The organism is Cytobacillus depressus (assembly GCF_008923245.1).
Classification (GTDB): domain Bacteria; phylum Bacillota; class Bacilli; order Bacillales; family Cytobacillaceae; genus Cytobacillus; species Cytobacillus depressus.
Genome location: NZ_WBOS01000004.1, coordinates 157,664 through 183,040, shown reverse-complemented (window position 1 = coordinate 183,040; position 25,377 = coordinate 157,664). Strand labels below are relative to the sequence as shown.

Sequence of the window (25,377 nt, the reverse complement as noted above, 5' to 3'; positions counted from 1 at the left end):
TGTCAGACCCCTTTCTCCAGTATAGTAGATAAATATTTCATAACAGACTTGCGATCAATATAGCCGATTGGATTACCATCTTTCTCCATTACTAGTTGCTCATGTTCGGATAGAATTTCCAATATCTCTCTTAACGGAGCTGATACAGGTACGGTAGCAAAAGAAGTTATCAGCATTTCATCTTTATTCACTGGTTGAAGTAAATCATCCAATTTAATGTCACTTGTCCATTTTTCATATTTATTCCCGACAAATTCTTTTACAAAATCATCGGCAGGGTTTGTAACAAGTTCGTGAGGTGTCCCGATTTGAACAATTTTCCCATTCTTCATGATGCAGATACGATCTGCAAGTTTTAATGCCTCATTCATATCATGGGTGACAAAAACAGTAGTCTTTTTGAGATTTTCCTTAAAATCTAACATATCATCTTGAAGTTTTTCCCGGCTTATTGGATCCAAAGCACTAAACGGCTCGTCCATTAATACAATCTCAGGGTCTGCTGCAAGTGCTCTTATCACACCAACCCTTTGCTGTTGCCCGCCAGATAATTCACTTGGTTTTCTGTTTGCGTATGTTTCATAGTCTAATCCAACCATATTCATAAGTTCATGAATTCGTGTTTTAACCTTTCCCCTTCCCCATCTTTTCATTTCAGGAACAATCGCAATATTTTCCTCAATCGTCATATGTGGAAAAAGAGCAATCTGTTGAAGTACATATCCAATATTCCATCTTAACTCATGGATATCATACTCGCTTATTTTTCTTCCATTAATGAGAATTGTGCCATCTGATAGAGGAATCAACCGATTGATCAATTTTAGTGTCGTCGTTTTTCCACATCCGCTTGGTCCGACAATGACAAAAAACTCACCCTGCTGAATTTCTAATTCTAATGAGTCAACGGCAACTGTTCCATCTGGGTATCTTTTTGATACATTTTCAAATTTAATCATAGAATTATTCCTCCTTATCTATAGTGGATAGGCTTCTTTTTTAAACTCGCACCCATTAACTAGAAAAAATATTTATTAATACTTTTTCCAACACGTCCTTTTAATAATAACTGTATTATAAACTAAAACTTATGTTTGCACGTTCACTTTTAGAATAACTTAAGAGTCTCATTATGGTCGGATTAATGCTACTAGTTCTAGTATCTTAGATTCAATAAATACCCGTTACCGAAAATATGAAAATTCACAAATAAAGAAGCCCTCCTTTCTAAAAGAGCTCTTGATTCACAGTTTATTATCCTAAAATGAAATATTTCTAGTCTTTATTAATTGACATTTTATTTCTTTTTCATCTGTAACTTTCAAAACCAATATAAAAAAGCTTCCGCTAATAATAGCGAAAGCCCTGTTTTTAGCCAATTGCAACTGGCTATTCTTTTAATTCGGCTGCTGGTCCGAAAAACTCGAAATGAATATTTTCTACTGGTATACCCCACTCTGTGAGATTGCGGTACATAATCTTCATAAATGGAGTTGGACCACAGAAATAAAAATCGGCTTGATTATTCGGCAAGATAGATTTCAGCCATTCTAAATCTACATAACCTTCTTTATCAAAGCTTTTTGCTGCACGATCCTCTTCAGTCGGTTCAGAATAAGCAACAAAGCTTTTTACCTTTGCATGTTCATTTGCCAGCTGTGCAACATGCTCTTTCATCGCATGTACGCGGCTGTTTAACGCACCGTGTATAAAAGTAACCTCACGTTCTGGCTGCTGTTCTACTATTGTGTTTAACATACTAACCATAGGCGTTAGGCCTACACCGCCACTTAATAAAACGGCTGGTTTATTATTTGATTCAAGAACAAAGTCACCTGCAGGTGCGCTAATTAGTAGAACATCACCTGTTTGGATCGTTTGATGTAAGTAATTAGATACTACCCCTTTGTCTTCACGTTTTACGCTTATACGATAATAATATTTTCCTGGTGCATCAGATAAGCTGTAATGGCGAAGGTGTGTATTCTCTTGGTCCTCAGGTTTTACTTTTACAGTAAGATATTGACCTGCTTGATAAGAGGCAATTGCTCCGCCATCTTCCGGTTTCAAATAAAAGGATGTAATAACATCACTTTCTTCCACTTTTTTATCCACGATAAAGCTTCTGAATCCTTCCCAACCACCAGGCTGTTCTTTTGCTTCTTTGTACATTTCTTTTTCAACGCCGATAAATGCATCAGCAATTACTCCGTAAGCTTCTGCCCAAGCCCCAATAATTTCTTCAGTAGCCGCATCACCTAATACATCTTTAATCGCCGCAAGTAAATTCTCCCCAACAATTGGGTAATGCTCTGGCAATATGTTCAAAGCTCTATGTTTTTGACCGATTTGTTTTACTACAGGAATAATTGCACCTAAATTATCAATGTTGGCTGCAGCTGCATAGACTGCGTTTGCTAATGCTGTTTGCTGACGTCCTTGTCTTTGATTCGCATGGTTAAAAATATTCAATAATTCCGGATTGTTAGTAAACAATAATTGATAAAAACGAGTTGTAATATCTTTTCCGTGTTTTTCTAATACAGGAACCGTACTTTTTACAATTTCAATTGTTTTTTGAGATAACATATGTTGACACCTTCCTAAACATATATTTAATTTACATGTTTAAGACTATACTAATATCGAATAAAAAGATATATTTGTAATGCATCTTTTGAAAAATTGTCACATTTACATGAGGATTTGTTCCCAAAATGCTATAATGAAAAGGATCTCAGAAAATATAAGGGGATATCACAATTGCGGTTGACTAATTATACGGATTACTCATTACGTGTGTTAATATATTTAGGTTTAAAAAAAGATGATGAATTAGGTACGATTAAGGATATTGCAGAGTTTTACCATATATCAAAAAACCATCTAATGAAGATCACTCATGAGCTCGGCAAGCTGGGCTATATTGAAACGATTCGCGGCCGTAACGGTGGTATTCGGCTTGCTAAGCACCCAAAAGACATCAACATCGGGGAAGTCGTTTCAAAAACAGAAGAAGACTTTCACATTGTCGATTGTTTCAGCCAAGGCGGAAACTATTGTGTGATTTCACCCACCTGTAAATTAAAGCACGTGCTATTCGAAGCCCTTCAAGCATTCCTTAAAGTTTTAAAAGAATATACATTGGAGGACTTAATTGAAAATAAAGATGATATTTATCAGCTTTTACGTACTTAATTATCATATATGGAATCTTAAAAGCCGATTTCCTGAGGAAGGAAATCGGCTGCTTCTGCTTATTTATTTTAGTAAATTCCTACAGCATCAAAACCGGAATGAACGGCAACCTCTTCCGCGCTGCCTTCACCATAAATATCGATCGCAGACTGTACAATCGCTTTACGGGCGTCGCTAAAATCGGAATTTGGAGTTAAATAAACAGTTAATGCCCGATAATAGATTTGTCCTAATTTCTGTCTTCCAATTTCTTGTCCAATCAAGTATGCGGCATGGTTTGTAATCGAAGAGTTAACATGGACACCGCCGTTATCTACATTACGTGGCATGTAATAAAACTCATCCATATGAGCCGGATAAACTCCGCTGCCATACGCTGCTCTTTGCGCATTACTAACTATTACACTGTTTGGATCACTCATGCTGCGCAATCTCGTTACACCGTCCGCTTTAGCTGCCGGTGCCATTATATCCTCGCCTATTTCCCAATCTTTATCGTCAACGAGTGCACCAAAGACGTCAGCGAATGATTCGTTTAGAGCTCCAGGTTGATCGCGGTATACTAAATTTGCTGTATGAGAGATAACACCATGGGTCATTTCATGGGCAGCAACGTCAAGACCGGCTGATAGGGAAATAAAGAACTTGCCGTCTCCATCACCATAGGTCATCCAAGCACCATTCCAGAATGCATTGTTGTAATCGCTTCCATAGTGAACATAGGATTTAATAGCCATCCCTTTCCCATCCAAGGAATTACGGCCATGTTCATTTAAAAAATAGTCATATACCTTCTCGGAATTATAGTGTGCATCAACAGCAGCGCGATCATAGTCACTTAAAAATGCAGCGGAATCCCCAACATATAGAGTATCATTTCGGGTATCGGTATCATTTTTAGCATCATATGTCAAAATACCTTCAAGATTCTCATGAGCATAATCAGCTAGCGCAAACTTAGTTCCAGATTTCGGTTCCTTCACATGGGAAATATGTAACTCCCTGTGATCGCCGTGTACACCTTTTCCAACACCTTTTTGTGTTTTCATTTCATCTGCATGCATTAAGCCATTATACTTATCGATTACATTTCCTGTGTTTGCATCCACAAAGACAAACCAGTTTCCGGGCTCATCCCCCATGAAGTTAACATTTACCTTATAAGCTGTATGATTTTCCTCTTCAAAAGGATAGACAACAAGCTCAGTAGTTGGCTCATATGTCAGCTCTTCAGGTGCTTTGACAGAGGACAATGCTGTCTTTAGCGCAGTATCACTGCTTAAGGTAGCTGTCGTGTCTACTCCATCTTCCGCAATCATTTGATTGATTCTTCCGTTGACCGATTCTACTTCATTATTCTTATTAAAATGAACAATAATTTCCGCCCCTTCTACGCTAACTCCATTTATTGACTGATTAAAGCGGACGTGAGTCATACCTAGTTCATCTTTTTGAATATCTTTTACTTTTAAATTTTTTTCCGGATTTTTAATTCCTGTTTTACCTTCGTTTTTCTTTAAATAATTTACTGCATTGGAAGGCGTGCCAGAAGAAAATTTCTCTGCAAATCGCTCTTTCACAAAAACAGGAACGCTTGCCTTCTCATTCCACTTCTTAGAAGCTTGTACACTACTAACCACCTTCGAATCATCCAGCTTTGCAAATACGCTATTCATTGGGATTGAACCTACCAATAATGCTGATGATAGAGCTACAGGAATAATAAACTTTTTCTTCAATATGAATACCCCCTATTATTTTCCATCTATTTTATTATAGATTAATAGAAATTAACTTACATGAATAGTTGGAATTATTTTAATTTTCGTAAATAACAGTAAGAAAAAACTAGTTCCTGGTGCTAAGATAGGTATAATTAGCCAGGAGAACAAATAGAAAACGCAACTAAATTATTGGTTTTCCGATACTTTTGTTGCAGTTAATAATGATAAAAAAATAGACTCATAGCTATTAATATGGAAAAGGTAATGTAACAGACAGAAAGATAGTCGGTTTGGCATTGAGCCTTTGCGAGTTAGATTAAATAGGCCTATCGCAATAAACAAAAGAATCCCGCTAGTATAAAAATACTAGCGGGATTCTTATCAAAATTATTAATGCCTTTGATTTATTATTAATAACAAACATTCGAAAATTAACTTGCTAATAAGGCTGGTAACTCATTCCGACTAATTTCTGTTCTATGTTCAATGATGTATTTAAGCATGAACATGATTTCGTTTTTATCCATTTCCCCTAAATGCTTATTTGAGAGCTTGCTAATATGCAAGTAAATTTTTTCTAAAGATTGATAAGCTTTATCTTCTTTATCTTTTTCAAAAGTTTTGATTGCATTTTCCAACTGATCAATAAGCGATGCTTTAATTCCTTTATCCCCATCTGCTTGTTTCACTAAAGAAATCGTATTTTCAATTGATGCAGGTGTAATGAATACCTCAAGAGTTTTCGTCTCTGATACATTATGCACTTTATCAATCGCACGGTATTGAATAGAGTTTTTACCTGCTTTATTGATCGTTAACCCCTCATCATAACGTTTCCAAGTGACACCGTTATCTAGGCTATACTCAATATGCGAAATCCCGATACCTGCATCTGTTGCTGCCAATGATACTTTGACTTCATGAAGATACGATCCATCTTTCAAGTCAGCCCCATGTAATACCGCATCCACCAGTTCAGGCGCCTTGAAGTCTTCCGAGATTCTTCCTTCCGCTACATATTGGATTGGTCCATTAAAGCTTTTTACGAAATTTACAGTGGCTTGTAAATCTTCAGGTCCTTGAACTGGGTCTTTGCTATATTGGCGAATTTTATATTTATCAGTTCCATGTTCATACATATAATTGTTGACAGTAAGCGTATAGGTCCCATTCTTATCAATTGGTGTTCCATCAGGAAGATAGATATTCACTACTTTATTTTTCTTACTATCCCATGTATAAGAGAATCCACCAATGGAGACGTCCGGCCCATAGGATGAAAACTGAGCATTTAATATAGGTTCCAATGCTGATCCCGGAATGGTGACCGTAACCAGTGTGTTATTAAATGGCTGGATATTGAAAAGATTTTCCCAAGTAATTTCGCCTTGGGCCAGAACATCACGGATTCCCCCGCCGTTCATTAAAGCAAAATCAGACTTCATTTCAAAATTCATTCCATCTGCAATCAAGTTTCCTAAAGCATTGTCACCAATGATGCCTTTGATAGGGTATCCGCCATTCATTGGAGTGGTAGCGTAACCCACTACTTCTTTTAATTTTGGTCCAACCATTTCGTTATATTTGGCTAAAATTGCACTAACCTCTGGGTCAGGAGTTGCACCTTCTTGAATGACATCAACGATTTCCGCATGTTTTTCAACAATGTCACCTGTAACACGATCAATTTTCAAATCAATATCCGCAAAGGATTTTCCATACTCCCAAGCTTGGACAATAAGTTTGTTATCTACAATCGCATTGAGTTTCACATGATTATGAGCAGCAATAATGACATCTACCTCGTCATCTACGTTCTTCGCTAAATTTGCAATTTGACCAGTGGCCGTTTCACCGCTTTGATTTCCAGGAACGTGAGCTAAAACGACAATCGCCTTAATTCCTTTTGCTTTTAGCTCCTCCGTATATTTATTAACAGCTGCCGCTTCGTCCGTGAAACGAATATCCTGAATACCTGAGGCCATCACCATATTAGGTGTTTCAACTGTGGCTACACCAATAAATCCAATTTTGACACCATCTACTTCTTTAATGGCATAGGGATCTAATATGAGCTTTCCAGTATCTTTATATTCCACATTAGCGGCAACAACCGGAAAGTTCATCCCTTTATATCCTTTTGTGCCGTTTGGATGGTCACCGCCATTTACCATCCGAAGGAGTTCCTGTGTACCTTTATCAAATTCGTGGTTACCTACAGTTCCTACATCAAATCCGATTGCTTCCATGATTTCAACTGTAGGCTCATCTCGAAGTAAGGCTGAAACCGGAGAACTGCCACCAATCATATCTCCAGAATGGATAATTAGCGTGTTATTTGGATTAGTTGCTTTACGGGCTTTTAAATAAGTAGCCAAATAATCAGCACGTCCATAATTTACATTATTAATTGTTCCTGTTACATCAATCTTCCCATGTAAATCGTTTACAGAAAGTAATTTAACCGACACTGTATCTTCTGCATGCGCACGAATGGCGAGACTTGAGAAGATTGGTAGAACTAGTAGAGCAATAACTAGTAAATTAATAAATCTTTTACAAAATAGTTTTCTCATAATTTCACTCCTCCTATATGACCCCATAATAATCTTGTTATTTATATAGAAGGTTAATTCCATGTTAATTTCATGTAAATCCCCTGAAAATAATCATTTTTTCCTAGTGCCATGATTTACGATTAGATTCATAGTCCCGTTTCATATTCATCTCGATTTCATTCTCTTGCTAATTTGTATATTTTATATTCCCTAACATTGTCTAATTTCAAGGATTCATATGATGTCAAGAAATTGAGATTAACGAGACATTTACAATAGCGTAATACCAATATTAAACTCTAGTGTTAATATTTTCTTGATATCTACATATTTTAAATAATTGGAGGAGTGTGCATCTTGAACAAACATGCGTTAAAACTTATTGGGAGAATTTTAATGTGCCTCATTTTCCTAGTTAGCTCTTTGGGATTTGTATCGCCTTATGATTCCCCTACAGCAGCTGCTAATGAGGTGGAAAAGAAAGCCGAGCAAATCCATTATTCGATTACAGGACCTGATTCAGTCACTTTTGATTGGGTTTACGGTCCCGACACGATTCAATTCGGAGAAACAAATGATTATGATCAAGTTGTCCAAGCTGGGGAGCCAATCGTTAAACCGAGGACTCCTGCAGATGGTGTGTTTCGCGAGGCGAAAATAACTGGTCTAAAACCGAATACGACCTATCATTACACAATCGATGATGGTCAGGATTATACGTTTCGCACTGCACCGACTGAAGGAAGTGCCGGATTTACAATCGTTACTATGGGCGATACCGGTGATTCTGTTGTCTATCCTGCCGCTGGGGAAATCAATGATTTAATCGCTGCGTTGAACCCTGATCTCTTCTTGGGACTTGGGGATTTTACCTATGCTGATCAGAGTGGTCTGAATGCTGTAAATGTTTATTTCAACGATGTAATGAAATGGAGTAGGGAAGTACCCTTTATGCCGATCTGGGGCAATCATGAATGGCAGAGCTCCGGCGACGACTTGACTAATTATATCGGACGTTTCGATTTGCCAAATGCGAAAGTTTCTCCAGGTTTGGGAAATAGACCGACTAGTGGAGTTCCTGGAGATTGGTACTGGTTTGATTATGGGAACACACGCTTTATTGCTTACCCTGAACCTTATTCAGGTGCTGCATGGCTTGATTGGGGCCAAGAAGCTGACGAGATCATGGAAGCAGCAAAATCTAATAACGACATTAAGTTTATTGTCACTTTTGGACATAGACCAACCTATTCAAGTGGGTCACATGGCAGTAATGATAGCTTAGCCAATATTATGGAAGGTTTAGCAAAAAAGCATCCGAAATTCGTACTAAACCTGATGGGCCATGATCATCATTACGAGCGAACTGATGTTAGCAAGACGTTTGGAGTACATCATGTACTAATTGGTACTGGTGGTTCTGATCTTTATAGTGAAAAAGATTCGGACTGTGGATTTAAAAACTGTACTTCCCCACCTTGGTCTGCGGAACGCTTTTTTCATTTTGGAGTAGTAAAACTTGTTTTTGAAGAAGATGAAATCAAAGCTGATTTTGTATGTGGACCTGCACATAAAAAAGAAAATGTGCAGTGTAATCTTGGAGAAATAGTCGACTCTTTTACGATCGAGTCTAGAGTTCTTAAACCAGACCCTACTGCTGTAATGGAAGGTGCTGGAACAGAGGAAGATCCGTATATTGTCCTGACAGCTCAGGATCTTTATAACATTCGAAATAACACAAGTGCTCATTACCAACTTGGTGCAAACATCGATTTAACCTTTTTTGACGCTGGAGACGGTAAAGGCTGGTTACCAATTGATAATACTGGTGGTTCGTCAACTCGGTTCCTGGGCTCACTTGATGGAAACGGCTTTATCATAAATGGGCTTACAATTAAACGACCAGATACCGATCATAATGCCCTCATTGGCTATACAGGTGCCAATGCGAAAATTAAAAACGTTGCTTTGGAAAATGTATATGTTGAGGGTAAAAACTTCGCTGGTGCGTTAGTCTCCTATCAGAGTAAAGGTAGTGGATTTATCAAAAACAGCTACGCTACAGGAACTGTTAAAGGGATAAAGTATGTTGGGGGATTAGGCGGACATATTCAAAACCCCGTCTCCGATAGTTTTGCTCGAGTGGACGTAACGGGTACGGAGCAAGTTGGGGGGCTTTTTGGGAAAGCCGATTCATCTGTAAATAATACGTATTCTACTGGAAATGTAGTTGGAACTAGCGAAGTGGGAGGTTTAATCGGTGTTACTAAACCAGAAAACACAAATGATTCTTACTGGGATCTTGAAACATCCGGACAAACTTCTAGTGCTGGTGGAACAGGTAAAACAACTGCAGAGATGAAACAGAAAGCAACGTATGAGGATTGGGACTTTGCATATGTTTGGCAAATTGATGTAGGAAAGGACTATCCTCTATTAAGTGGGTCGGTGCCACCTGCATCATCGAATTCAAATTTAGCTGAGATTAAAATTAACGGGGAGTTAGTAAGTGGTTTTTCCCCTAGCAAGGAATTATATGAAGTTACTGTTCCTTACAGTGTCTCGTCTGCTAACATTACGACGATGACGATGGAAGAAAAAGCGACCGTTGAACTAAGTGGTAACCCAACCTTGAATGTAGGAGAGAACACTTTTGTAATCAAGGTCACTGCTGCTGATCAAATCAATACTCAAACGTATACAATTAAGATTACCCGTGAAGAGCAGCTAATGCCCGGTTCGGGTACAGAAAAAGATCCATACACTATTAAAACAGTTCAAGATCTTGAAAAAATGCGCTTAGATAAAAATGCATATTATGTTTTAAATAATAATCTCGATTTAACTGATTTCCAAGGAGAAGACGGCAAGGGTTGGAGACCGATTGGTGAACTTGATTCCAGATTTGCTGGTACATTCGATGGTCAGGGTCATATTATTAATGGACTTTGGATAGACCGACCAAATGAAGATTTTTCCAGTCTTTTTGGATACGGTATTTGGGGCTCATCGATCAAAAACATCGGTTTAACAAATGTGAACATAAATGGTAAAAACTACACCGGCGGAATCGTAGGCTACATGAGTGGTAATGGATTTATTCGCAATAGCTTCGTTACTGGTCAAGTAAATGGTTCCAGATATGTTGGTGGTTTAGCTGGTGCTACGGGAGTTAGTGTCTCTAATTCGTATGTACAAGCAGATGTAACGGGCAATGATAAAGTCGGTGGACTTGTTGGAAATCTGTTTAGCAGCTCTAGTTCAATCCCCGTTACTATTGATAAAACGTATTATACTGGAACTGTGAAAGCAAAGAGCGAGAACGCAATGGTTGGAGGATTCATAGCTGATATTTCTACAGGAGATATCCTCAATTCTTATTGGAATATCGACAAAGCTGGACAAACACCTAAAGAATGCGGTTACGGTAAAGCTAATGATGATTGCGGAATTAGCAAAACAACAGAAGAATTAAAGCAAAAATCAACCTATGTCGGTTGGGATTTTGATCATATTTGGGAAATTGAAGAAGGAAATGACTATCCAAAGTTAAGAGCGATTCCATCACAAGAAACACCTACTGAAGAGCAAGATAATAGTAATGGTGGAAGCAATAACGGCGGAAGCAATAACGGCGGAAGCAATAACGGCGGAAGCAATAATGGCGGAAGCAATAATGGCGGAAGCAATAATGGCAAGCTATTTGCTGACGTGCCTCCTACGCATTGGGCTTACCATGTTATTGGCGAGCTGGCGTCCAAACAGATTATTAACGGCACAAGCGAAACGACATTCGACCCGAAGCGCCCAGTTACTCGAGCAGAATTTACTAGCATGTTAGTAAGATTGTTAAAAATTAGCGAAAAAAGCACGATTACATTTTCAGACATTACGGTTGATAAATGGTATGCTGACTCTATTTCCAGTGCAGCGCAGGCGGGAATTGTGAATGGAAAAAGCAAATCTCACTTCGATCCTGACGGCCAAATTACGCGTCAAGAAATGGTGACTATGTTGATTCGAGCTTACGAGTTCAAGACTGGAAAACAGCTAGATTATTCACACTCAAACGCTACATTCAATGATTTTAATTTTATTGCTTCCTGGGCACGAAACAATGTAACAGCTGCTGCTGAGCTTGGCTTGATCCAAGGACCAACAGGACTATTTGTTCCTCAAGGTATTACTTTACGTGAGGAAGCAGCACAGGCAATTTATAACCTACTCATGAAGTAGTCCATGCAACCATGTGAATAGTGTAAAACCTTCCAAGAATGTTTTACACGATCAGCCTGTAGACAAAGTACTAAAGTACAAACGTTTACAGGCTCTTTTGTCGGATAAATAAAGATAGCTTATGTTAGAAACCTATCATTTTTACTCGTTCGTCTGAGCCAGCAGATAATAACTTTTACTTTCAAGTAATTCTTCAATTCATTGCAAACAAGTATAAGATTATTTATTATTTCTGGCTTACTTGACGAATTAATAAACCTTATTTACTTATGGTACGGTTCACCGTAACTAATCTAAATGAGGTGCATTAAAGTTCATAATCTCTATTTATGTTATGTTCCTTTATAAAAGATCTTTCATGTTGAAGCAGCCATTCTTTCCTCCACAGACCTCCTGCATAACCGGTTAATTTCCCATTTGAACCGATTACTCTGTGACAAGGAATGACAATGCTTAGCTTATTTTTCCCATTTGCACTCCCTACAGCTCTGATGGCTTTTTCATTCCCGATGGAAACGGCTATATCCTTATAGGACCCCGTTTCAGCGTAAGGTATTTTTATTAAAGCGTCCCATACTGTTTTTTGAAAGTCTGTCCCTTCAAATTGATATGGGAATGTAAATTCATGGCGATTGCCTTTAAAATATTCGTCAAGTTGGTTATAGCATTTTGCTAAAACCGGAGGAGTTTCAGGTTGTAAAAAATTCATCTTTTTATTCTCTTCAGAGAACAGAATAGAAATAACCGCTTCATAGGTACCGATTATTTCTATCACTCCAATCGGTGATTCATAGTCTAATTTATGTATTTTTGTCATATAATGACCTCCAAAGATAAAAAGTAGCATATGCCTGCCAACCTTTCCAATCTGCTGCTAATTCTTCAATTTCTTCTATAGTCGGTTTACTCTCAAGTCCTAATAGATTCTTTAATGCATTATGAAGACCGACATCCGCAATTGGAAAGGCAGAGGCTTGGTGTAAGCATTTCATCATTACATAATTTGCTGTCCATGCTCCGATACCTCTTATCAACATTAATGATTTTTGTACTTGATGATAATCTTCTTTCTGAAGTAATAGTTCTTTTGTTAATTTGCCCCTCTGCATATCCTTAGCAATTCCAATTATATATTCAGCCTTCCTAACAGTAAATTGAAGTTTCCTTAAATTATCTACATTCAAGAATGCAATATTTTCAAATGAAGGGAATAACCAAAACCTTTCTCCTTCGAAAGTGATATATTCGCCAAATTGTTCAACAAACCTTTGCTTTAATGTGTAGGCAAAGGTTAAATTAATCTGCTGGCCCATAATTGCCCACACTAATGCCTCGAATAAATCTGGAATGCATATAATCCGTAAGCCATAATATTTATGAGCAATTTTCTTTAAAACTTTATCTTGACTCGCTACGTGGTAAAACCCCCTTAAATCCTGATCCAAATCAAACCATTCCCAGATATATTCTGCCACTATTTTGCGAAATTGAATTGATGGGGGGCTTATTGGGAATTCAACCTTTATGGAATCATTAATGAATCCTATTTTACATAAAATCAAAGATTCTTTAACTTTTATTAGTTTATATACAGACCCCTCTTTAATTTGATAAAGCACTTCCTGGTCTGACCTGCCTAAAAAAATTAAACACTCTTCAAAATTAAATTCCTTAGGAGGATAAACCTCTATATAAGATCCATAATCAATCCAATTCATTTAGGAGTTCCTTTCGATACTCACTGGGTGAACAGTTTTTCAAGCTTCGAAACACTTTGTAAAAATTGGAAGGGCTCTGAAATCCCACCTCATAGCAGATCTCTAGGTTCGTCAGGGCTGTGCATTTAAGAAGATGGGCTGCTTTATCGATGCGTATTTTTTCTAAATAAGTACGCGGAGTCTCAGATGTTTCTTGTTTAAATAAGCGTTCCAGATAAAAGGGACTTAAACCGACTTGATCCGCTATATCTTTTAATATCAAATTTTGTTTATAATGATTGATTAGGAAAGTAATGATATTTCTGACAATCTCAATATGTGGGGATTGCTCAACTTCTGGCTGACATCTTTTGCAAGCACGAAAACCAGCTTTTTCAACTTCATTGATGTCATGGTAAAATTCTACATTAATTTTTTTCGGCTTCCTTGATCTGCAGGAAGGACGGCAGTATATTTTAGTTGTTTTCACAGCTGTAAAAAATAGGCCATCATACTTTCGATCACAAGCAATTATTTTTTCCCACATTTCTTCAAACGAAAGATTGATATTAGTCACCATCGTACCCCACTGTCCTTTCTACATTAGTTCTCATATAAATGGGCAGTATCCTTACACTCAAATAATTTGCTAGCATTCTTTTCTAAAAAAGCAATCATTTTATCAGATAGGGCATTTCCAAAACTAAAACGTCTCACTCCTAATTCTTTAAGCTTATTACAATTTGTTAGACCAGGTAAAGATGATACATTTAGTGGAGCACTAATATTCATTGTAATTTCTTTAATCTCACCATCTTCGATCAAACCGGGAACAAAAATCCCACTAGCGCCACTCTCAACATATGCCTCTGCTCGTTCTATTGTTTCCATGAAAGGGTTTTGCCTTTGAAAATAAGTATCTGTTCTAGCGTTAATATAAAAATCTTTATAACCATTATGCTCTAACGCTATTCTTATTTTCTCCAGAAGATTACAGTGTTGTGAAATCTCTCTTAATCCATTTGATTTTTTCAATGAATCCTCAATATTGATACCTGCTACCCCGACATCTGCCGTCCTTAAAACATTATCAATAATCTTGTTTGTGTCTTCGCTATATCCAGCCTCAATATCAGCCGAAACAGGGATTTCCACATTCTCTCTATAGTTTTGATGATTCCTAAATGTCTGTCAAAATCAATCAATTCTCCATCTGAAAATCCTAGTGAGTTTGCGATACCCCAACTGGTCGTACCAATTGCTTTGAATCCTGCTTTTTCAAGCGTTAAGGCTGAAAGTAAGTCCCAGGCGTTTCCTAGAAATAATATTCCCTATAAAGAATGCAACCCTTTGAATTCCTGAATCTTGTTCATTTTATTTTCCTCCTATGTTTGTTGGATACATTTTAACAAGTAACAGATCTCCAATTCGTCCTCATTCTTGCTCTTATGGTCTGGATTTAAAACAAAAAAGTGAAGCTATATGTGCTTCACTTTAAAGTCCATGTTCACTATTTCTCATCATAATGAATTTACTTAAACACCCAATTTTCTTATACGCTGTCGGTCATGTGTTATTAAAGAAACCTTATTTACTTATGGTAAGGTTCACCCCACCTTTTTAAGCGGCGGTTTTTGTCTATTTATCTTGAATTGAAGGAGCAAAAACAACCGTAAAAGATCAGTTATTCATTCTTCAATTTCATTGAAAGCTCATTTAATTTCTCATGCTGCTGAATTCGATACTGATGTCCTTCCTTTTTCAAATAACCTTTATCACAAAATTGTGCAAATACATGCAATAAGTGCCGATAGGATACGCCTAGAAAATCACAAACCGTTACATGTTTTTCCCTATATATCTCTTCATCAGCAGTTTGCAAAATAAAATCTGCTAGCCGATTTTCTAGCGGGAAGGCGAGACTTTGTGAATACTTTGCAGCCATTTGTGTTGCTTTTATACTTAAAAATTTGGTTAGTTCACGAAGAAATGTCGCATCTTCCAGCATTTGTGTACGGCAGTGTTGAAAAGGAATTGCAAAGCAAATGGTCTCGGTAGAGGTTTGGATCCCTTTTGAATAGTAAATCTGATTTAATAATTCCATTTCCCCAATATAATCGTTCGCCTTAATAAAATTTAGTAGGGATACTTTTCCGTTTTGATGTGTTACATAAATTTTTGCTTTTCCTTCTATAACATAAAATAAATAATCCGGTCGCATACCTTCTTGAATGATCCATTCATCGCGTTTATATTTATGTACTTCTATAAACTCTTCAATTGTAAAAGAAAATAAATGCTCAATCGAATGCTTCTCCAAATAACTCTGCCTTTTCTCGCCTTTATAAATTTCCATAATATTACTCCTGATATGAGATTTCTCATATTATTGTACGTATCCCCATGATACTATGCAAACATGGGGGGAATTAAATGAATTCACAACGCTGGATGAGCAGACAGTTTTTTAGTTTTTTTATAACATGGGGTGTTTTTCTACCCTTTTGGACAGGGTGGATGATCTATACAAAAGAAATTTCAGTTCCACAAGCTAGTTTGATTATGAGTTTAGGGCTGGTTGTACGAGGCATTTCTACATTATTAGTATTTCCTTATTTATCAAGGAAATTTAGTAGTAGAACCTTACTAAAAGGGATGGCAATCGGCACGCTGATTTCCCTTTTATGTTATATCCCTGCGGAATCTTTTGCTGGCTTACTGGTGGCAACATTACTTTTGCATTTATTTTATCCAGCATTGATGCCTGCGTTAGATAGCGCTGCTGGCGTCCTTTCGCAAAGTAAGCAATTGAGACATTACGGGAAAAGCCGCTCGTGGGGATCCATTGGCTTTGTTATTTCCGGCATGGTTTTAACTGTCTTTACAGGGGCACTTGGAGATGAAGTGATTTTATGGGCTTTGCTACTCGGCACGTTTGTATTCGTGTGTCTTAATTTTATGCCCACTCCTGATGTTTTAAATAAAAAACCATCAGCGAATATAACAAAAGAAGTCGGTATGCTACAATTATTTAGCATTAAACACTTTGGTGTGGTGCTTGTTATTGTAATTTTACTGCAAGCGGCACACGCTTCTTATTACAGCTATGGCTATATTTTTTTACAAGAAATCCATGCACCCAAATATTTAATTGGTGTGATTCTTAATATTGCTGTGATCGCAGAAATCACTTTCTTTTTAATCGCAGATCGGCGCTTTCATCAATTTTCAGTTGGTTCCTTACTAACACTTGCGGCATTGGGTTCAACCGTGCGTTGGATACTAGTATTTTCCTTTCCAAATATTATTGTTTTCTGTATCTCGCAAACATTGCATGCCTTCTCATTTGCGATGGGGCATTATGCTTTTATGAAATACTTAATCAAAAATATTCCACATGTACAGATTCCGAATGCACAAGGCATGTATTCTGCACTGGCACTTAGCTGGAGCACAGCGATATTCACGATTTTCGGCGGTTACTTGTATGAAATTGAGCCAAGATACGCCTTTATCGGGATGATTATTTGTACCATTCCTTCAATGCTGCTTGCATTAGTTTATCGAAAATTAGATGATCCAATGGGAGAACTGTTTGAAAGAACAAGCTGAATTCTTTAAAAGCGATATAAAATATATAGCAGCATCCTGCTTTAGGTTGCTGCCAATTTCTTAAAGGTTATTGTTATCACTCTTTATATAAACATTCTTTTCAATCAAAAATACCTCATTTACTTATGATACGGTTCCCCGTAGTAGATCTAAATGAGGTTCTTCTCATTTTCTAAACAAGGAAGTTGATTAAACTAAAAATCATGGCACCATTTATGCAACACTAGTGGACTAAATAGTAAAAAATAACCGCTGAGAAAGAACTTTCTCAGCGGCCAGCGCAAAAGAGGCTGTTTACATCTCTTTTAGTAGTTATAGTGAGCAAGTAAAAGTATGACTCGTGGATACGGAGGGAATTCCATCCACAGCAACTGAGGTAGCAGTAATGGTGACAGGTTGTCCAGGTGGAGTACCAGATACTGTAGCGCTAAACGTACCACCTGCACCTGTTGTAACTAAAGCTGGAGAAACCGTTGCCGGAGCTGTTATAGTGAGCATGATTGTAACTCCTGGAACTCCAACGCCGTTCTCCGTAAATACACCATGAAGCGTAAATGGTTGACAGTCTACTTGAGTAGCAGACAGAGAGATTTGGAAATTTTTTACACCCATTAATTTTTCACCTCCTTAAATTTTTGAAATACAATACCCAATAAACTATCTCTTTTTTTGTTTCTTACTTTTTCATTTGAATCGCACTTCCGTATTAAGATATTCAGAGATGTACAAGCTGAAACGGCTTAATCACCAATCTGATTTAAAATTGCATTATCATAGCCACGTAGAAAAACTGTTATGACGAGGAAATAACATTACCCTTATCAAACTTTGAAAGTATTAACCTAATGCCATCACGGGGCAAAAAGGAATTTCTCCATTTTCTTACACCACCTTTTATTATTTATTTTTAGTCACAAATACAAGAGGGAGAAAGAACAATGAATATCATATAAAAAAACAACGGAAACGAGAGTGAGCTTTGGTGAATGTCTCTTACGGAAAGTGGACAAATCATAAGACTCTAATTCTGGATGATCAATTAAAAGAGTTTTTACCAGAAACAATGCTGTTGACTGAAGATAACTTTTGGAGGCTTATGGATCGACATCAGCAGGTTATTGTTAAACCTAATATGGGGCGTTTCGGAAACGGGTTACTGAAAATAAAAACGATCGATACAGGCCTGTATGAGTTCCGTTCGAATATGCTCAAAACTATTATTCATGGAAGAATGGAAACTTATAAAGCTGTAAATAGTAATTTAATTAGTCGAAAAAACATAGTACAACAAGCTATTGATCTAGCAAAAATTAATGATTTTCCTTTTGATCTAAGAATAATGGTTCAAAGAAAGAAAAAAGTTGCATCATGGGTGGTAACCGGGAAGGCAGCAAAAGTAGCATGTGAGGGGTATTTTATTACAAATATTGCTCAAAAAGTAATGATTGTTCAAGACGCATTGGATAATTCAAATATAGAAAATATTAATCCAAATGAATTAATAAAAAGAATTGAAGCAATAACCCAACTTACAGCCGCGAGGTTATCGAGCATTTACCCAGGACATCGAATTTTTGGATTAGATATCGGGATTGATAAAAGTGGGGAAATTTGGATTTTCGAAGCCAACTATGCACCTAGTCTTGCCATATTTCGTCTGCTGGGTGATAAAAAGACTTTAAGAAAAATAAAAAGATTTAAAAGGCATTAAAATAGTCTTGTAATTTTTTAATTTTGTTTTTTCGTCTTACTCAAATCGATAGGGTGCTATTTAACATAAAAATAAAAAACGGAGACTAGAGGTAACCCTTCACACATTTCAATCTTCATTGAAGTCGTCTCCTAACTCCAATAAATTTTTGTTCTTTAACTTCAATTGTTTTGTGGTCAGTATGAAAAATGTAGTATTCACGTGTGGGCTCAGCTAAATGCAATTTTTTATATTCTTTCCATACCTGAGTTGAATCGGGGAAGTAAGAAATGACTGATAATTCATCAAAATAACGTATTGAATTTTTTGAGTAGGCGGAAATAGCCTCAACAACGACCCATTGCTCTGGATATTGTTCACGTACTTGTTCCTATCTCACCTCTAGCACCTCCAAGTTTCTTGTAATTAGTATATCATTTTTATGATAATTTGAATAAATCTTATAAAGAAAACACCATTAATATAATTGAAGAAATATTCGTGTTAATAAAGGTTAAGTTATGGTAGTAAAGTGGCAGTTTAGTGAAATACTAGGGCTGTCTCTGAGACGTTCTACCCTGGCTACTGTTATAATAAGACCATATAAAATAAGGTCAACCAGAAATATTTAGCATTCTGGCTAACCTTATATACGAACTGGGCAGAATAGTAAAAGAAGAAAATGGATACTATAGGGAATTGTTACTTATATCAAATACATTAAACATAAAGGTAGTTAAAAAATATGGTAGATGTTTTCACTGAAATAATTATAAATTCCCCTTGTGAAAGTGTCGCGGAATATGCAACTAATCCAGATAATGCTCCTAAATGGTATGTTAATATTAAATCAGTAGAATGGCTAACTCCAAAGCCATTAACAATAGGAAATCCGACTGGATTCTCAAAGGTTTTAACACCTTTTATGACCTCGATGATGAAAAAAGCAAACAATAAAGATCTAAAAAAAATAAAAGAAATTCTAGAAAAGGCTTAGATAGGTTTATCTGCTTAAATTCAACCAGGTAAGGCTGTTCAACCTTTTTCTTATTCAACTAAGTGGCAGTTTGACAAAATTATATAAAACCACGAAAAAGCGAGGTACTCCCCGCCTGGTTTTATATTTTTGGAACATATTGATCATGATGCCGTAGTCCACGATCGTCCTGTCGACCTTTCGGCACCAAATCGAGAAACTGGTATGTGATATTCATCATGTCAATGCCACGAGCGTAAGTCGAGTATGTATGAAATATATTTCCTACTTCATCTTTGAAAAATACGCTTGCGCCCTCCCTATCAGTACTCATCGGATTTTGTAGTGTATAATTGTAAAATGCTTGTTCCTTCTCTACTTCTTCTTCGGTAAAAGATGCTTTAAAATCATAATTAAAATCCATATACCCTGATGAATACCAAGGAAATGTCCAACCCATTCGTTTTTTGAATGCTTCCAACTTTTCTAAGGGTGCAAGAGAAATACAAACAAAAGAGACATCACGGTGATTTAAGTGCGGAATCATCCCACTGTAGTGATCCGCTCAAAAAGAACAATGTTTGCAGCCTTGATCCCAACTAGGATTGAACATGAAATGATACACAATCAGCTGACTTCTTCCATCAAATAAGTCTGCTAGTGACATCTTGCCATTGGGACCGTCAAATGTGTAAGACTTACTGATAGCTTCCCACGGCAAATCTCGTCTCTGTTGTGTGAGTTCATCCCGTAACTTCGTAAATTCCTTTTCTTTCTTTAGAAGTTCTTTCTCGCTTCAATCCATTCATTCCTTGGCAGAACTTTATGTTCCATAGCAACACCTCATTATCTCGTTTTTTCCCACTTATTCTATCCATTATAGAACCTGGTATTCGTTTCTTCTCTTTTATCACTCAACAGAAGCATGGGGTTTTATAATGTTGTGAAAAGATGTACATAAAGTAAAGCGTTAGTAAAAAAAAGAAACTTGAACAGACAAATAGTACAGTATAAGGCTGAGCTATTTGCTTTTTTAGTACAAATTTTGAAACAAAACGTGATACAAATTCAAGTACCATTTTGATGTAATATCCAAATATTTCAAAAAACCTCATTTACTTATGATACGGTTCACCTCTACAAGTACTAAACTACCCTTTAAAATTTGAACAATAAGCAAGTTAGAAGAACCAAAAGAAAAGAAGCCTAATTAGGCTTCCTTGTCTTCTTTTAAAACTATCCTCGCATCCGCCTCACAATGTGCAGAGTACATGTGGCAACACAAGGTGTTGGTGGGTTAATTACATTCTTAAGACCTTTTTCTTTCAGAAAACAGACTTGATCAAACTATAATCAAAAGTAAGTAAAATATACTTTTTTTATAAACCACCCTTTTTGAAGGTAAGAACGCAAAGGCCACGAATCAAACAATAACAAAGGTTGCCGGCTATAAAGGAACTTGAAACTGAATAAAATAAGTACTCATTAGTTGATGGGATTCATTTTTTCTCTTACTTTTTGAGAGTTACATCATTTTACTGTCCCCGTCCATCAACATTCTTTTCCAAAGTTATTGAGCATTGCACGCACTTCATCTGTTGACTTTGTGCTCATCAATTGATTTCTTAATTCACCTGCTCCTCGAAATCCTTTGACATAGATCTTAAAAAAGCGATGCAGAGCTGTGAATGGACGTGTCTCTAATTCTTTGGAATATTGATCATAGAGATTAAGATGCAATCTTAGGAGATCAAGCAATTCCTTACTGTCATGATCTTTCGGCTCTTTTTCAAAGGCAAATGGATTTTTAAATATACCACGCCCGATCATCACCCCATCAACACCATATTGTTCAACTAGCTTCAAGCCCGTTTGACGGTCAGGAATATCCCCATTGATCGTCAAAAGTGTATCTGGTGCGATCGCGTCACGAAGTTTCTTGATCTCAGGAATCAGCTCCCAATGAGCATCTACTTCGCTCATTTCCTTTCTTGTACGCAAATGAATAGAAAGATTAGTGATGTCTTGTTTCAAAATATGTGTTAGCCAATCGTGCCACTCGTTTACATCCGTGTAGCCAAGCCTTGTCTTCACACTTACAGGCAATCCTCCTGCTTTGGCTGCTTGTATGATTTCTGCAGCGACTTCTGGACGGAGGATAAGGCCACTTCCCTTTCCTCTGGATGCCACATTAGGTACAGGACAGCCCATATTGATATCCACACCCTTAAACCCTAGTTCCGCCATACCAATACTCATTTGCCGAAAATTTTCGGGCTTATCCCCCCATATATGGGCCACAATTGGTTGTTCATCTTCTGTAAAAGTCAAACGCCCACGCACACTTTGGATCCCTTCTGGGTGACAATAACTCTCCGTGTTTGTAAACTCGGTAAAAAACACATCAGGTCTAGCTGCTTTACTCACTACATGGCGAAAAACAACATCCGTCACTTCTTCCATTGGTGCTAGTATAAAAAATGGACGCGGTAAATCACGCCAAAAATTATCTATCATATTCAATCCCTCTCACTATGGGACACCAGGTCAAACCCTTGTCCCCAAAATAAAAAGCAAAGATGTCCCTGCTTATTTTACACTTATACCATGCTTAAGTACTTTTTATCAAACTATAGTGAATTTTGATCATTATACACTTTAATATTAACAAATAAAAATTAGTCTCCCTAATTTCTTCCAAATTAAACATGGACGATATCGGACAATAAATCGTCCGTATCGCCCCAAGTTTTACCATTTAGTGTTTAAGTTGTTCCCCAGGACTCGCTTTGCTCAAATTGCCGGAACTCGCTTCTTCTTGTGGCACTTCGTTCGATGTACGAAGCGGAATTTCCCTTAGAAAAAGGGTTAGCAGTAAAGCAACAACAAGCAAGGCCGCCCCAGCCAGAAAAACAGTTGTCAAGGATGCGCTTAATGCATCACGGAGTGTATCAATCATTTGCGTTACAACCGTCTGAATGTCAGGCGGAAGTGTTTGTGTCATTTGTTCTAGCTTCGGATGATCGAGCAGCATTTCCGGACTGTTGAACACAGACAATTGCTCCGCTGTCTTCGGATCAAGCTTCGTGAGGTCAGATCCTCCACCAGATGATAAATTTTTCATATTTTTTACCAAGCTAGATTGCATGATCGTACCCATCACGGCAATTCCAATCGTCCCACCCATATTCCGAAACAATTGAGAGGAGGCCGTTGCTACACCGAGTTGGGCAGGACTAACAGCGTTTTGGACCGTGATCGAAAATACTGGCATTCCTGTACCAAGCCCAAGTCCAAAAACGATCATCGCAACTACCGCCATCCATACACTATTCATAAACGCCATGATGACCATCCCAAGAATCATAATCGGCATCCCGATAATCGCAAAGCGTTTATATTTCCCAGTTTTTGTAATGAGATTTCCGGTGATTGCACTGACTGCAAGCATGGCAATCGACATCGGCATCGTGACATAGCCGGAATAAGTTGGTGAAATCCCTTCTACTCCCTGTACGAAAAACGGAAGATAAATGAGAGCCCCCATCATGCCCGCATTCATAATAAACCCAACGCTGTTCGATATTGTGACAATATCGTTGCGAAACAATGATAACGGGAGGACAGGGCTCTTTGCTTTACTCTCTACCAGGATAAAGATTCCGAGGAAAACAATCGCCGCTGAAAATAGACCAAGGATTTCAACGGATCCCCAATCATATTTCGTACCTGCCCATGAAAAGCCAAGAAGCATCGCAATAATCGTTAAACTAAGAAAGAGAGACCCAAGAAAGTCGATTTTCTCCGATTCCTTGCGTTCAACTTTCGGGAAAAACATAAGGATCATCCCAAATGCGACAATCCCTAACGGAAGGAAAATCCAAAACAGCCATTTCCAATCCATATGGTCCACCAACCATCCGCCGAGCAGTGGTCCAATAACGCTAGAGAAGCTGAAAACAGCCATCATGATGCCCATCCATTTCCCACGTTCACGGGGCGAGAATAGGTCCCCAACTGCTGTAAAGGCGGAAGCCATAATAACACCTGCTCCTAGTCCCTGAATACCACGATAAGTGATCATTTGATAAATATCTTTAGAAAATCCGCTTAAAAATGCACCAATCATGAAAAAAACAATCCCAGCAAGAATAAACGGTTTCCGACCATAAATATCTGATAATTTTCCGACAAGAACTGTTGCAATCGTGGACGTTAACATATAGATAGTAATAACCCACGTGTAATGATCCATTCCACCAAGAATCGCAATAATACGAGGCATAGCTGTACTGACGATGGTTTGATTAATTGCTGAGAAAAACATCGCCATCATAATCGCCATCATAATGGTCACTTTTTTCTTTTGTGTCAGCTCTCCCAAGGTCTACACTTCCTTAGCATTTATTTTTATCTTTCTGGTATCACCATTTTTTCCAACAGCTCAGTAAACAAATGAATTTCCTCTTGTTCAAGGCGGGCTAAATAAGACTTTAATATTTTATTTCTCGCATGTAGAACCTTTTCCAACACTTCTTTCCCTAAGGGAGTCAATTCAACAAATACTGCCCTACGATCAACAATATCATGGGACCTTTTTACATAGCCCTCTCTCTCCAATCGATCAATCATGACTGTAATGGCACTTGGTTTGACTTCCATTATTTCCGCAAGAGCCGAAAGCTTACATTTCCCTCTTTTATAAATGCCATACATTAAAAACATTTGTGGCTTAGTAATCGGTGTTTCAATCGTATTTTGAAAATCGGAATCCAAATTGCGCTTAAGCAATTCAAGGGCAATTTGAATTCGATTTACCAGTAAATCCACCCATTTTCCTCCTAGTATTAATATTTTAATAAGATTATCATTAAACAATTTAAATATTAAATTGTTTAATTAAAAATGTCAATTTCTTTTAATATCAATCATATAATACAACAAAGAAATCTAATGATTTCTTAATTTTAAGGGAGGTGTAATGATGAAAATAAGAAGTTTGTTAAATGCTTTAATTGGTATTTGGTTTTTTATTGCACCTTGGGTTATGGATTTTTCTGATCAATCAGGCGCCTTGTGGTTAAGTCTAATTTTTGGTGCTATTCAGGTTATTTGTGCATTGTGCGGTTATGATAAATTTGGTTGGAGGTCGTGGCAAAACTGGATTGTCCTTTTAACTGGAATTTGGTTTATTATTTTCCCATTCATTTATTCATTATCAGATGGAGTGGTTTGGTCAAGTGTAATCCTCGGTATCATCACAGCTGTATTTAGTTTATGGAACATGGGGTCTACATCAAATTCAACAGAAATTAATAATTAACACTTAAAGTACGATGTTTGCCGATAAAAGGGACAGTACCTTTGATAAATTAAGGTACTGTCCCTTTTTCCTAGGTGGTATATTTTTTAAAAAAAAGCGCCTGTCACTCCTAGAATTTTTTCAATTGTATATGACAATGATCAGAGCTAACAGGCACGCTTAATTAATATTTACCTTAATACAAGCTTCGCAACCGCCTCAACGTGCGTAGAGTGTATGTGGAAACACAAGGATGCTGGTGCGTTTATTACATTCTTTCTTTCAGAAAGCAGACTTTCTCAAAACAAAAATTGCCTGCTGCAAAGGAACTTAAAAATGAATAAAATAAGTACACATGAGTTGATGTGATTCATCTTTTCTCTA

The 25,377-nt window shown here is 37.3% G+C and carries 18 protein-coding genes and 2 pseudogenes; 6 read left to right on the top strand and 14 right to left on the bottom strand.

The window, feature by feature from the left end; genetic code table 11:
* Positions 1-2: 2 nt before the first annotated feature.
* Together F7731_RS11620 and hmpA are read right to left on the bottom strand one after the other, a co-directional pair.
* On the bottom strand, positions 3-959 hold the full coding sequence (locus F7731_RS11620; RefSeq protein ID WP_151534949.1) for an ABC transporter ATP-binding protein: 957 nt from the start codon (positions 957-959) through the stop codon (positions 3-5).
* A 430-nt stretch (positions 960-1,389) separates the two neighbouring features.
* Positions 1,390-2,589 (bottom strand): NO-inducible flavohemoprotein, encoded by a 1,200-nt coding sequence (gene hmpA, locus F7731_RS11615; protein ID WP_151534948.1) that lies wholly within the window; start codon positions 2,587-2,589, stop codon positions 1,390-1,392.
* Between the two features lie 174 nt (positions 2,590-2,763).
* On the opposite strand from hmpA, the gene F7731_RS11610 reads away from it, so the two are divergent.
* Entirely contained in the window at positions 2,764-3,198 is a 435-nt protein-coding gene (locus tag F7731_RS11610; RefSeq protein ID WP_151534947.1) for an RrF2 family transcriptional regulator, read from the top strand.
* A 68-nt stretch (positions 3,199-3,266) separates the two neighbouring features.
* Here the strand turns inward: F7731_RS11610 and F7731_RS11605 are convergent, their stop codons facing one another.
* Together F7731_RS11605 and F7731_RS11600 are read right to left on the bottom strand one after the other, a co-directional pair.
* Positions 3,267-4,937 (bottom strand): M4 family metallopeptidase, encoded by a 1,671-nt coding sequence (locus F7731_RS11605; protein WP_151534946.1) that lies wholly within the window; start codon positions 4,935-4,937, stop codon positions 3,267-3,269.
* 416 nt (positions 4,938-5,353) lie between these two features.
* Positions 5,354-7,498, bottom strand: a complete 2,145-nt coding sequence (locus F7731_RS11600) for a bifunctional metallophosphatase/5'-nucleotidase (protein WP_246197191.1) — start codon at positions 7,496-7,498, stop codon at positions 5,354-5,356.
* 339 nt (positions 7,499-7,837) lie between these two features.
* Here F7731_RS11600 and F7731_RS11595 point away from each other — a divergent pair, with 339 nt between their 5' ends.
* The gene (locus tag F7731_RS11595) at positions 7,838-11,716 is read left to right on the top strand and encodes an S-layer homology domain-containing protein (RefSeq protein ID WP_151534944.1); all 3,879 of its coding nucleotides are present in this window, start codon (positions 7,838-7,840) and stop codon (positions 11,714-11,716) included.
* A gap of 307 nt (positions 11,717-12,023) precedes the next feature.
* Here the strand turns inward: F7731_RS11595 and F7731_RS11590 are convergent, their stop codons facing one another.
* From F7731_RS11590 to yeiL, 5 genes and pseudogenes are all read right to left on the bottom strand, one after another.
* The gene (locus tag F7731_RS11590) at positions 12,024-12,533 is read right to left on the bottom strand and encodes a methylated-DNA--[protein]-cysteine S-methyltransferase (RefSeq protein ID WP_151534943.1); all 510 of its coding nucleotides are present in this window, start codon (positions 12,531-12,533) and stop codon (positions 12,024-12,026) included.
* Positions 12,517-13,434 carry a DNA-3-methyladenine glycosylase family protein gene (locus F7731_RS11585; RefSeq protein WP_151534942.1) on the bottom strand — a complete coding sequence of 306 codons (918 nt, stop codon included), beginning with the start codon at positions 13,432-13,434 and terminating at the stop codon, positions 12,517-12,519. The genes F7731_RS11590 and F7731_RS11585 overlap by 17 nt, the downstream gene beginning before the upstream one ends.
* A complete protein-coding gene (locus F7731_RS11580; protein WP_151534941.1) occupies positions 13,421-13,993 on the bottom strand; it encodes a bifunctional transcriptional activator/DNA repair enzyme AdaA in 573 nt (190 codons plus the stop codon). The genes F7731_RS11585 and F7731_RS11580 overlap by 14 nt, the downstream gene beginning before the upstream one ends.
* A 23-nt stretch (positions 13,994-14,016) precedes the next feature.
* A pseudogene (locus F7731_RS11575) lies at positions 14,017-14,741 on the bottom strand (isocitrate lyase/PEP mutase family protein).
* A 356-nt stretch (positions 14,742-15,097) separates the two neighbouring features.
* Positions 15,098-15,769 (bottom strand): transcriptional regulator YeiL, encoded by a 672-nt coding sequence (gene yeiL, locus F7731_RS11570; RefSeq protein WP_151534940.1) that lies wholly within the window; start codon positions 15,767-15,769, stop codon positions 15,098-15,100.
* A 77-nt stretch (positions 15,770-15,846) separates the two neighbouring features.
* Here yeiL and F7731_RS11565 point away from each other — a divergent pair, with 77 nt between their 5' ends.
* The gene (locus F7731_RS11565; protein WP_151534939.1) at positions 15,847-17,025 is read left to right on the top strand and encodes an MFS transporter; all 1,179 of its coding nucleotides are present in this window, start codon (positions 15,847-15,849) and stop codon (positions 17,023-17,025) included.
* 312 nt (positions 17,026-17,337) lie between these two features.
* On the opposite strand, the gene F7731_RS11560 is transcribed toward F7731_RS11565, so the two are convergent.
* Positions 17,338-17,637 (bottom strand): hypothetical protein, encoded by a 300-nt coding sequence (locus F7731_RS11560; RefSeq protein WP_151534938.1) that lies wholly within the window; start codon positions 17,635-17,637, stop codon positions 17,338-17,340.
* Positions 17,638-18,007: 370 nt separating this feature from the next.
* On the opposite strand from F7731_RS11560, the gene F7731_RS11555 reads away from it, so the two are divergent.
* Positions 18,008-18,736 carry a YheC/YheD family protein gene (locus tag F7731_RS11555; protein ID WP_170289690.1) on the top strand — a complete coding sequence of 243 codons (729 nt, stop codon included), beginning with the start codon at positions 18,008-18,010 and terminating at the stop codon, positions 18,734-18,736.
* A gap of 724 nt (positions 18,737-19,460) precedes the next feature.
* Entirely contained in the window at positions 19,461-19,712 is a 252-nt protein-coding gene (locus F7731_RS11550) for an SRPBCC family protein (RefSeq protein ID WP_151534936.1), read from the top strand.
* A gap of 121 nt (positions 19,713-19,833) precedes the next feature.
* Here the strand turns inward: F7731_RS11550 and F7731_RS26720 are convergent.
* The 4 genes and pseudogenes from F7731_RS26720 to F7731_RS11530 all read right to left on the bottom strand — a co-directional run.
* Positions 19,834-20,421 (bottom strand): annotated as a pseudogene (locus F7731_RS26720) (DUF899 domain-containing protein); the annotation flags it as partial.
* 821 nt (positions 20,422-21,242) lie between these two features.
* Positions 21,243-22,208 (bottom strand): tRNA dihydrouridine synthase, encoded by a 966-nt coding sequence (locus tag F7731_RS11540; RefSeq protein ID WP_151534935.1) that lies wholly within the window; start codon positions 22,206-22,208, stop codon positions 21,243-21,245.
* A gap of 241 nt (positions 22,209-22,449) precedes the next feature.
* On the bottom strand, positions 22,450-24,075 hold the full coding sequence (locus F7731_RS11535; RefSeq protein WP_151534934.1) for an MDR family MFS transporter: 1,626 nt from the start codon (positions 24,073-24,075) through the stop codon (positions 22,450-22,452).
* Between the two features lie 26 nt (positions 24,076-24,101).
* Positions 24,102-24,521, bottom strand: a complete 420-nt coding sequence (locus F7731_RS11530; protein ID WP_151534933.1) for a MarR family winged helix-turn-helix transcriptional regulator — start codon at positions 24,519-24,521, stop codon at positions 24,102-24,104.
* 154 nt (positions 24,522-24,675) lie between these two features.
* Between F7731_RS11530 and F7731_RS11525 the strand changes: the two genes are divergently transcribed.
* Positions 24,676-25,014, top strand: coding sequence for an SPW repeat protein (locus tag F7731_RS11525; RefSeq protein ID WP_212031177.1), 339 nt, complete (start codon positions 24,676-24,678; stop codon positions 25,012-25,014).
* Positions 25,015-25,377: the final 363 nt, after the last annotated feature.

Bases quoted from the DNA above. Each gene is read 5' to 3' on its own strand.
- F7731_RS11620 (WP_151534949.1), bottom strand. From the start codon at position 959: ATGATTAAATTTGAAAATGTATCAAAAAGATACCCAGATGGAACAGTT.
- hmpA (WP_151534948.1), bottom strand. From the start codon at position 2,589: ATGTTATCTCAAAAAACAATTGAAATTGTAAAAAGTACGGTTCCTGTA.
- F7731_RS11600 (WP_246197191.1), bottom strand. From the start codon at position 7,498: ATGAGAAAACTATTTTGTAAAAGATTTATTAATTTACTAGTTATTGCT.
- F7731_RS11590 (WP_151534943.1), bottom strand. From the start codon at position 12,533: ATGACAAAAATACATAAATTAGACTATGAATCACCGATTGGAGTGATA.
- F7731_RS11585 (WP_151534942.1), bottom strand. From the start codon at position 13,434: ATGAATTGGATTGATTATGGATCTTATATAGAGGTTTATCCTCCTAAG.
- F7731_RS11580 (WP_151534941.1), bottom strand. From the start codon at position 13,993: ATGGTGACTAATATCAATCTTTCGTTTGAAGAAATGTGGGAAAAAATA.
- yeiL (WP_151534940.1), bottom strand. From the start codon at position 15,769: ATGGAAATTTATAAAGGCGAGAAAAGGCAGAGTTATTTGGAGAAGCAT.
- F7731_RS11565 (WP_151534939.1), top strand. From the start codon at position 15,847: ATGAATTCACAACGCTGGATGAGCAGACAGTTTTTTAGTTTTTTTATA.
- F7731_RS11560 (WP_151534938.1), bottom strand. From the start codon at position 17,637: ATGGGTGTAAAAAATTTCCAAATCTCTCTGTCTGCTACTCAAGTAGAC.
- F7731_RS11550 (WP_151534936.1), top strand. From the start codon at position 19,461: ATGGTAGATGTTTTCACTGAAATAATTATAAATTCCCCTTGTGAAAGT.
- F7731_RS11540 (WP_151534935.1), bottom strand. From the start codon at position 22,208: ATGATAGATAATTTTTGGCGTGATTTACCGCGTCCATTTTTTATACTA.
- F7731_RS11525 (WP_212031177.1), top strand. From the start codon at position 24,676: ATGAAAATAAGAAGTTTGTTAAATGCTTTAATTGGTATTTGGTTTTTT.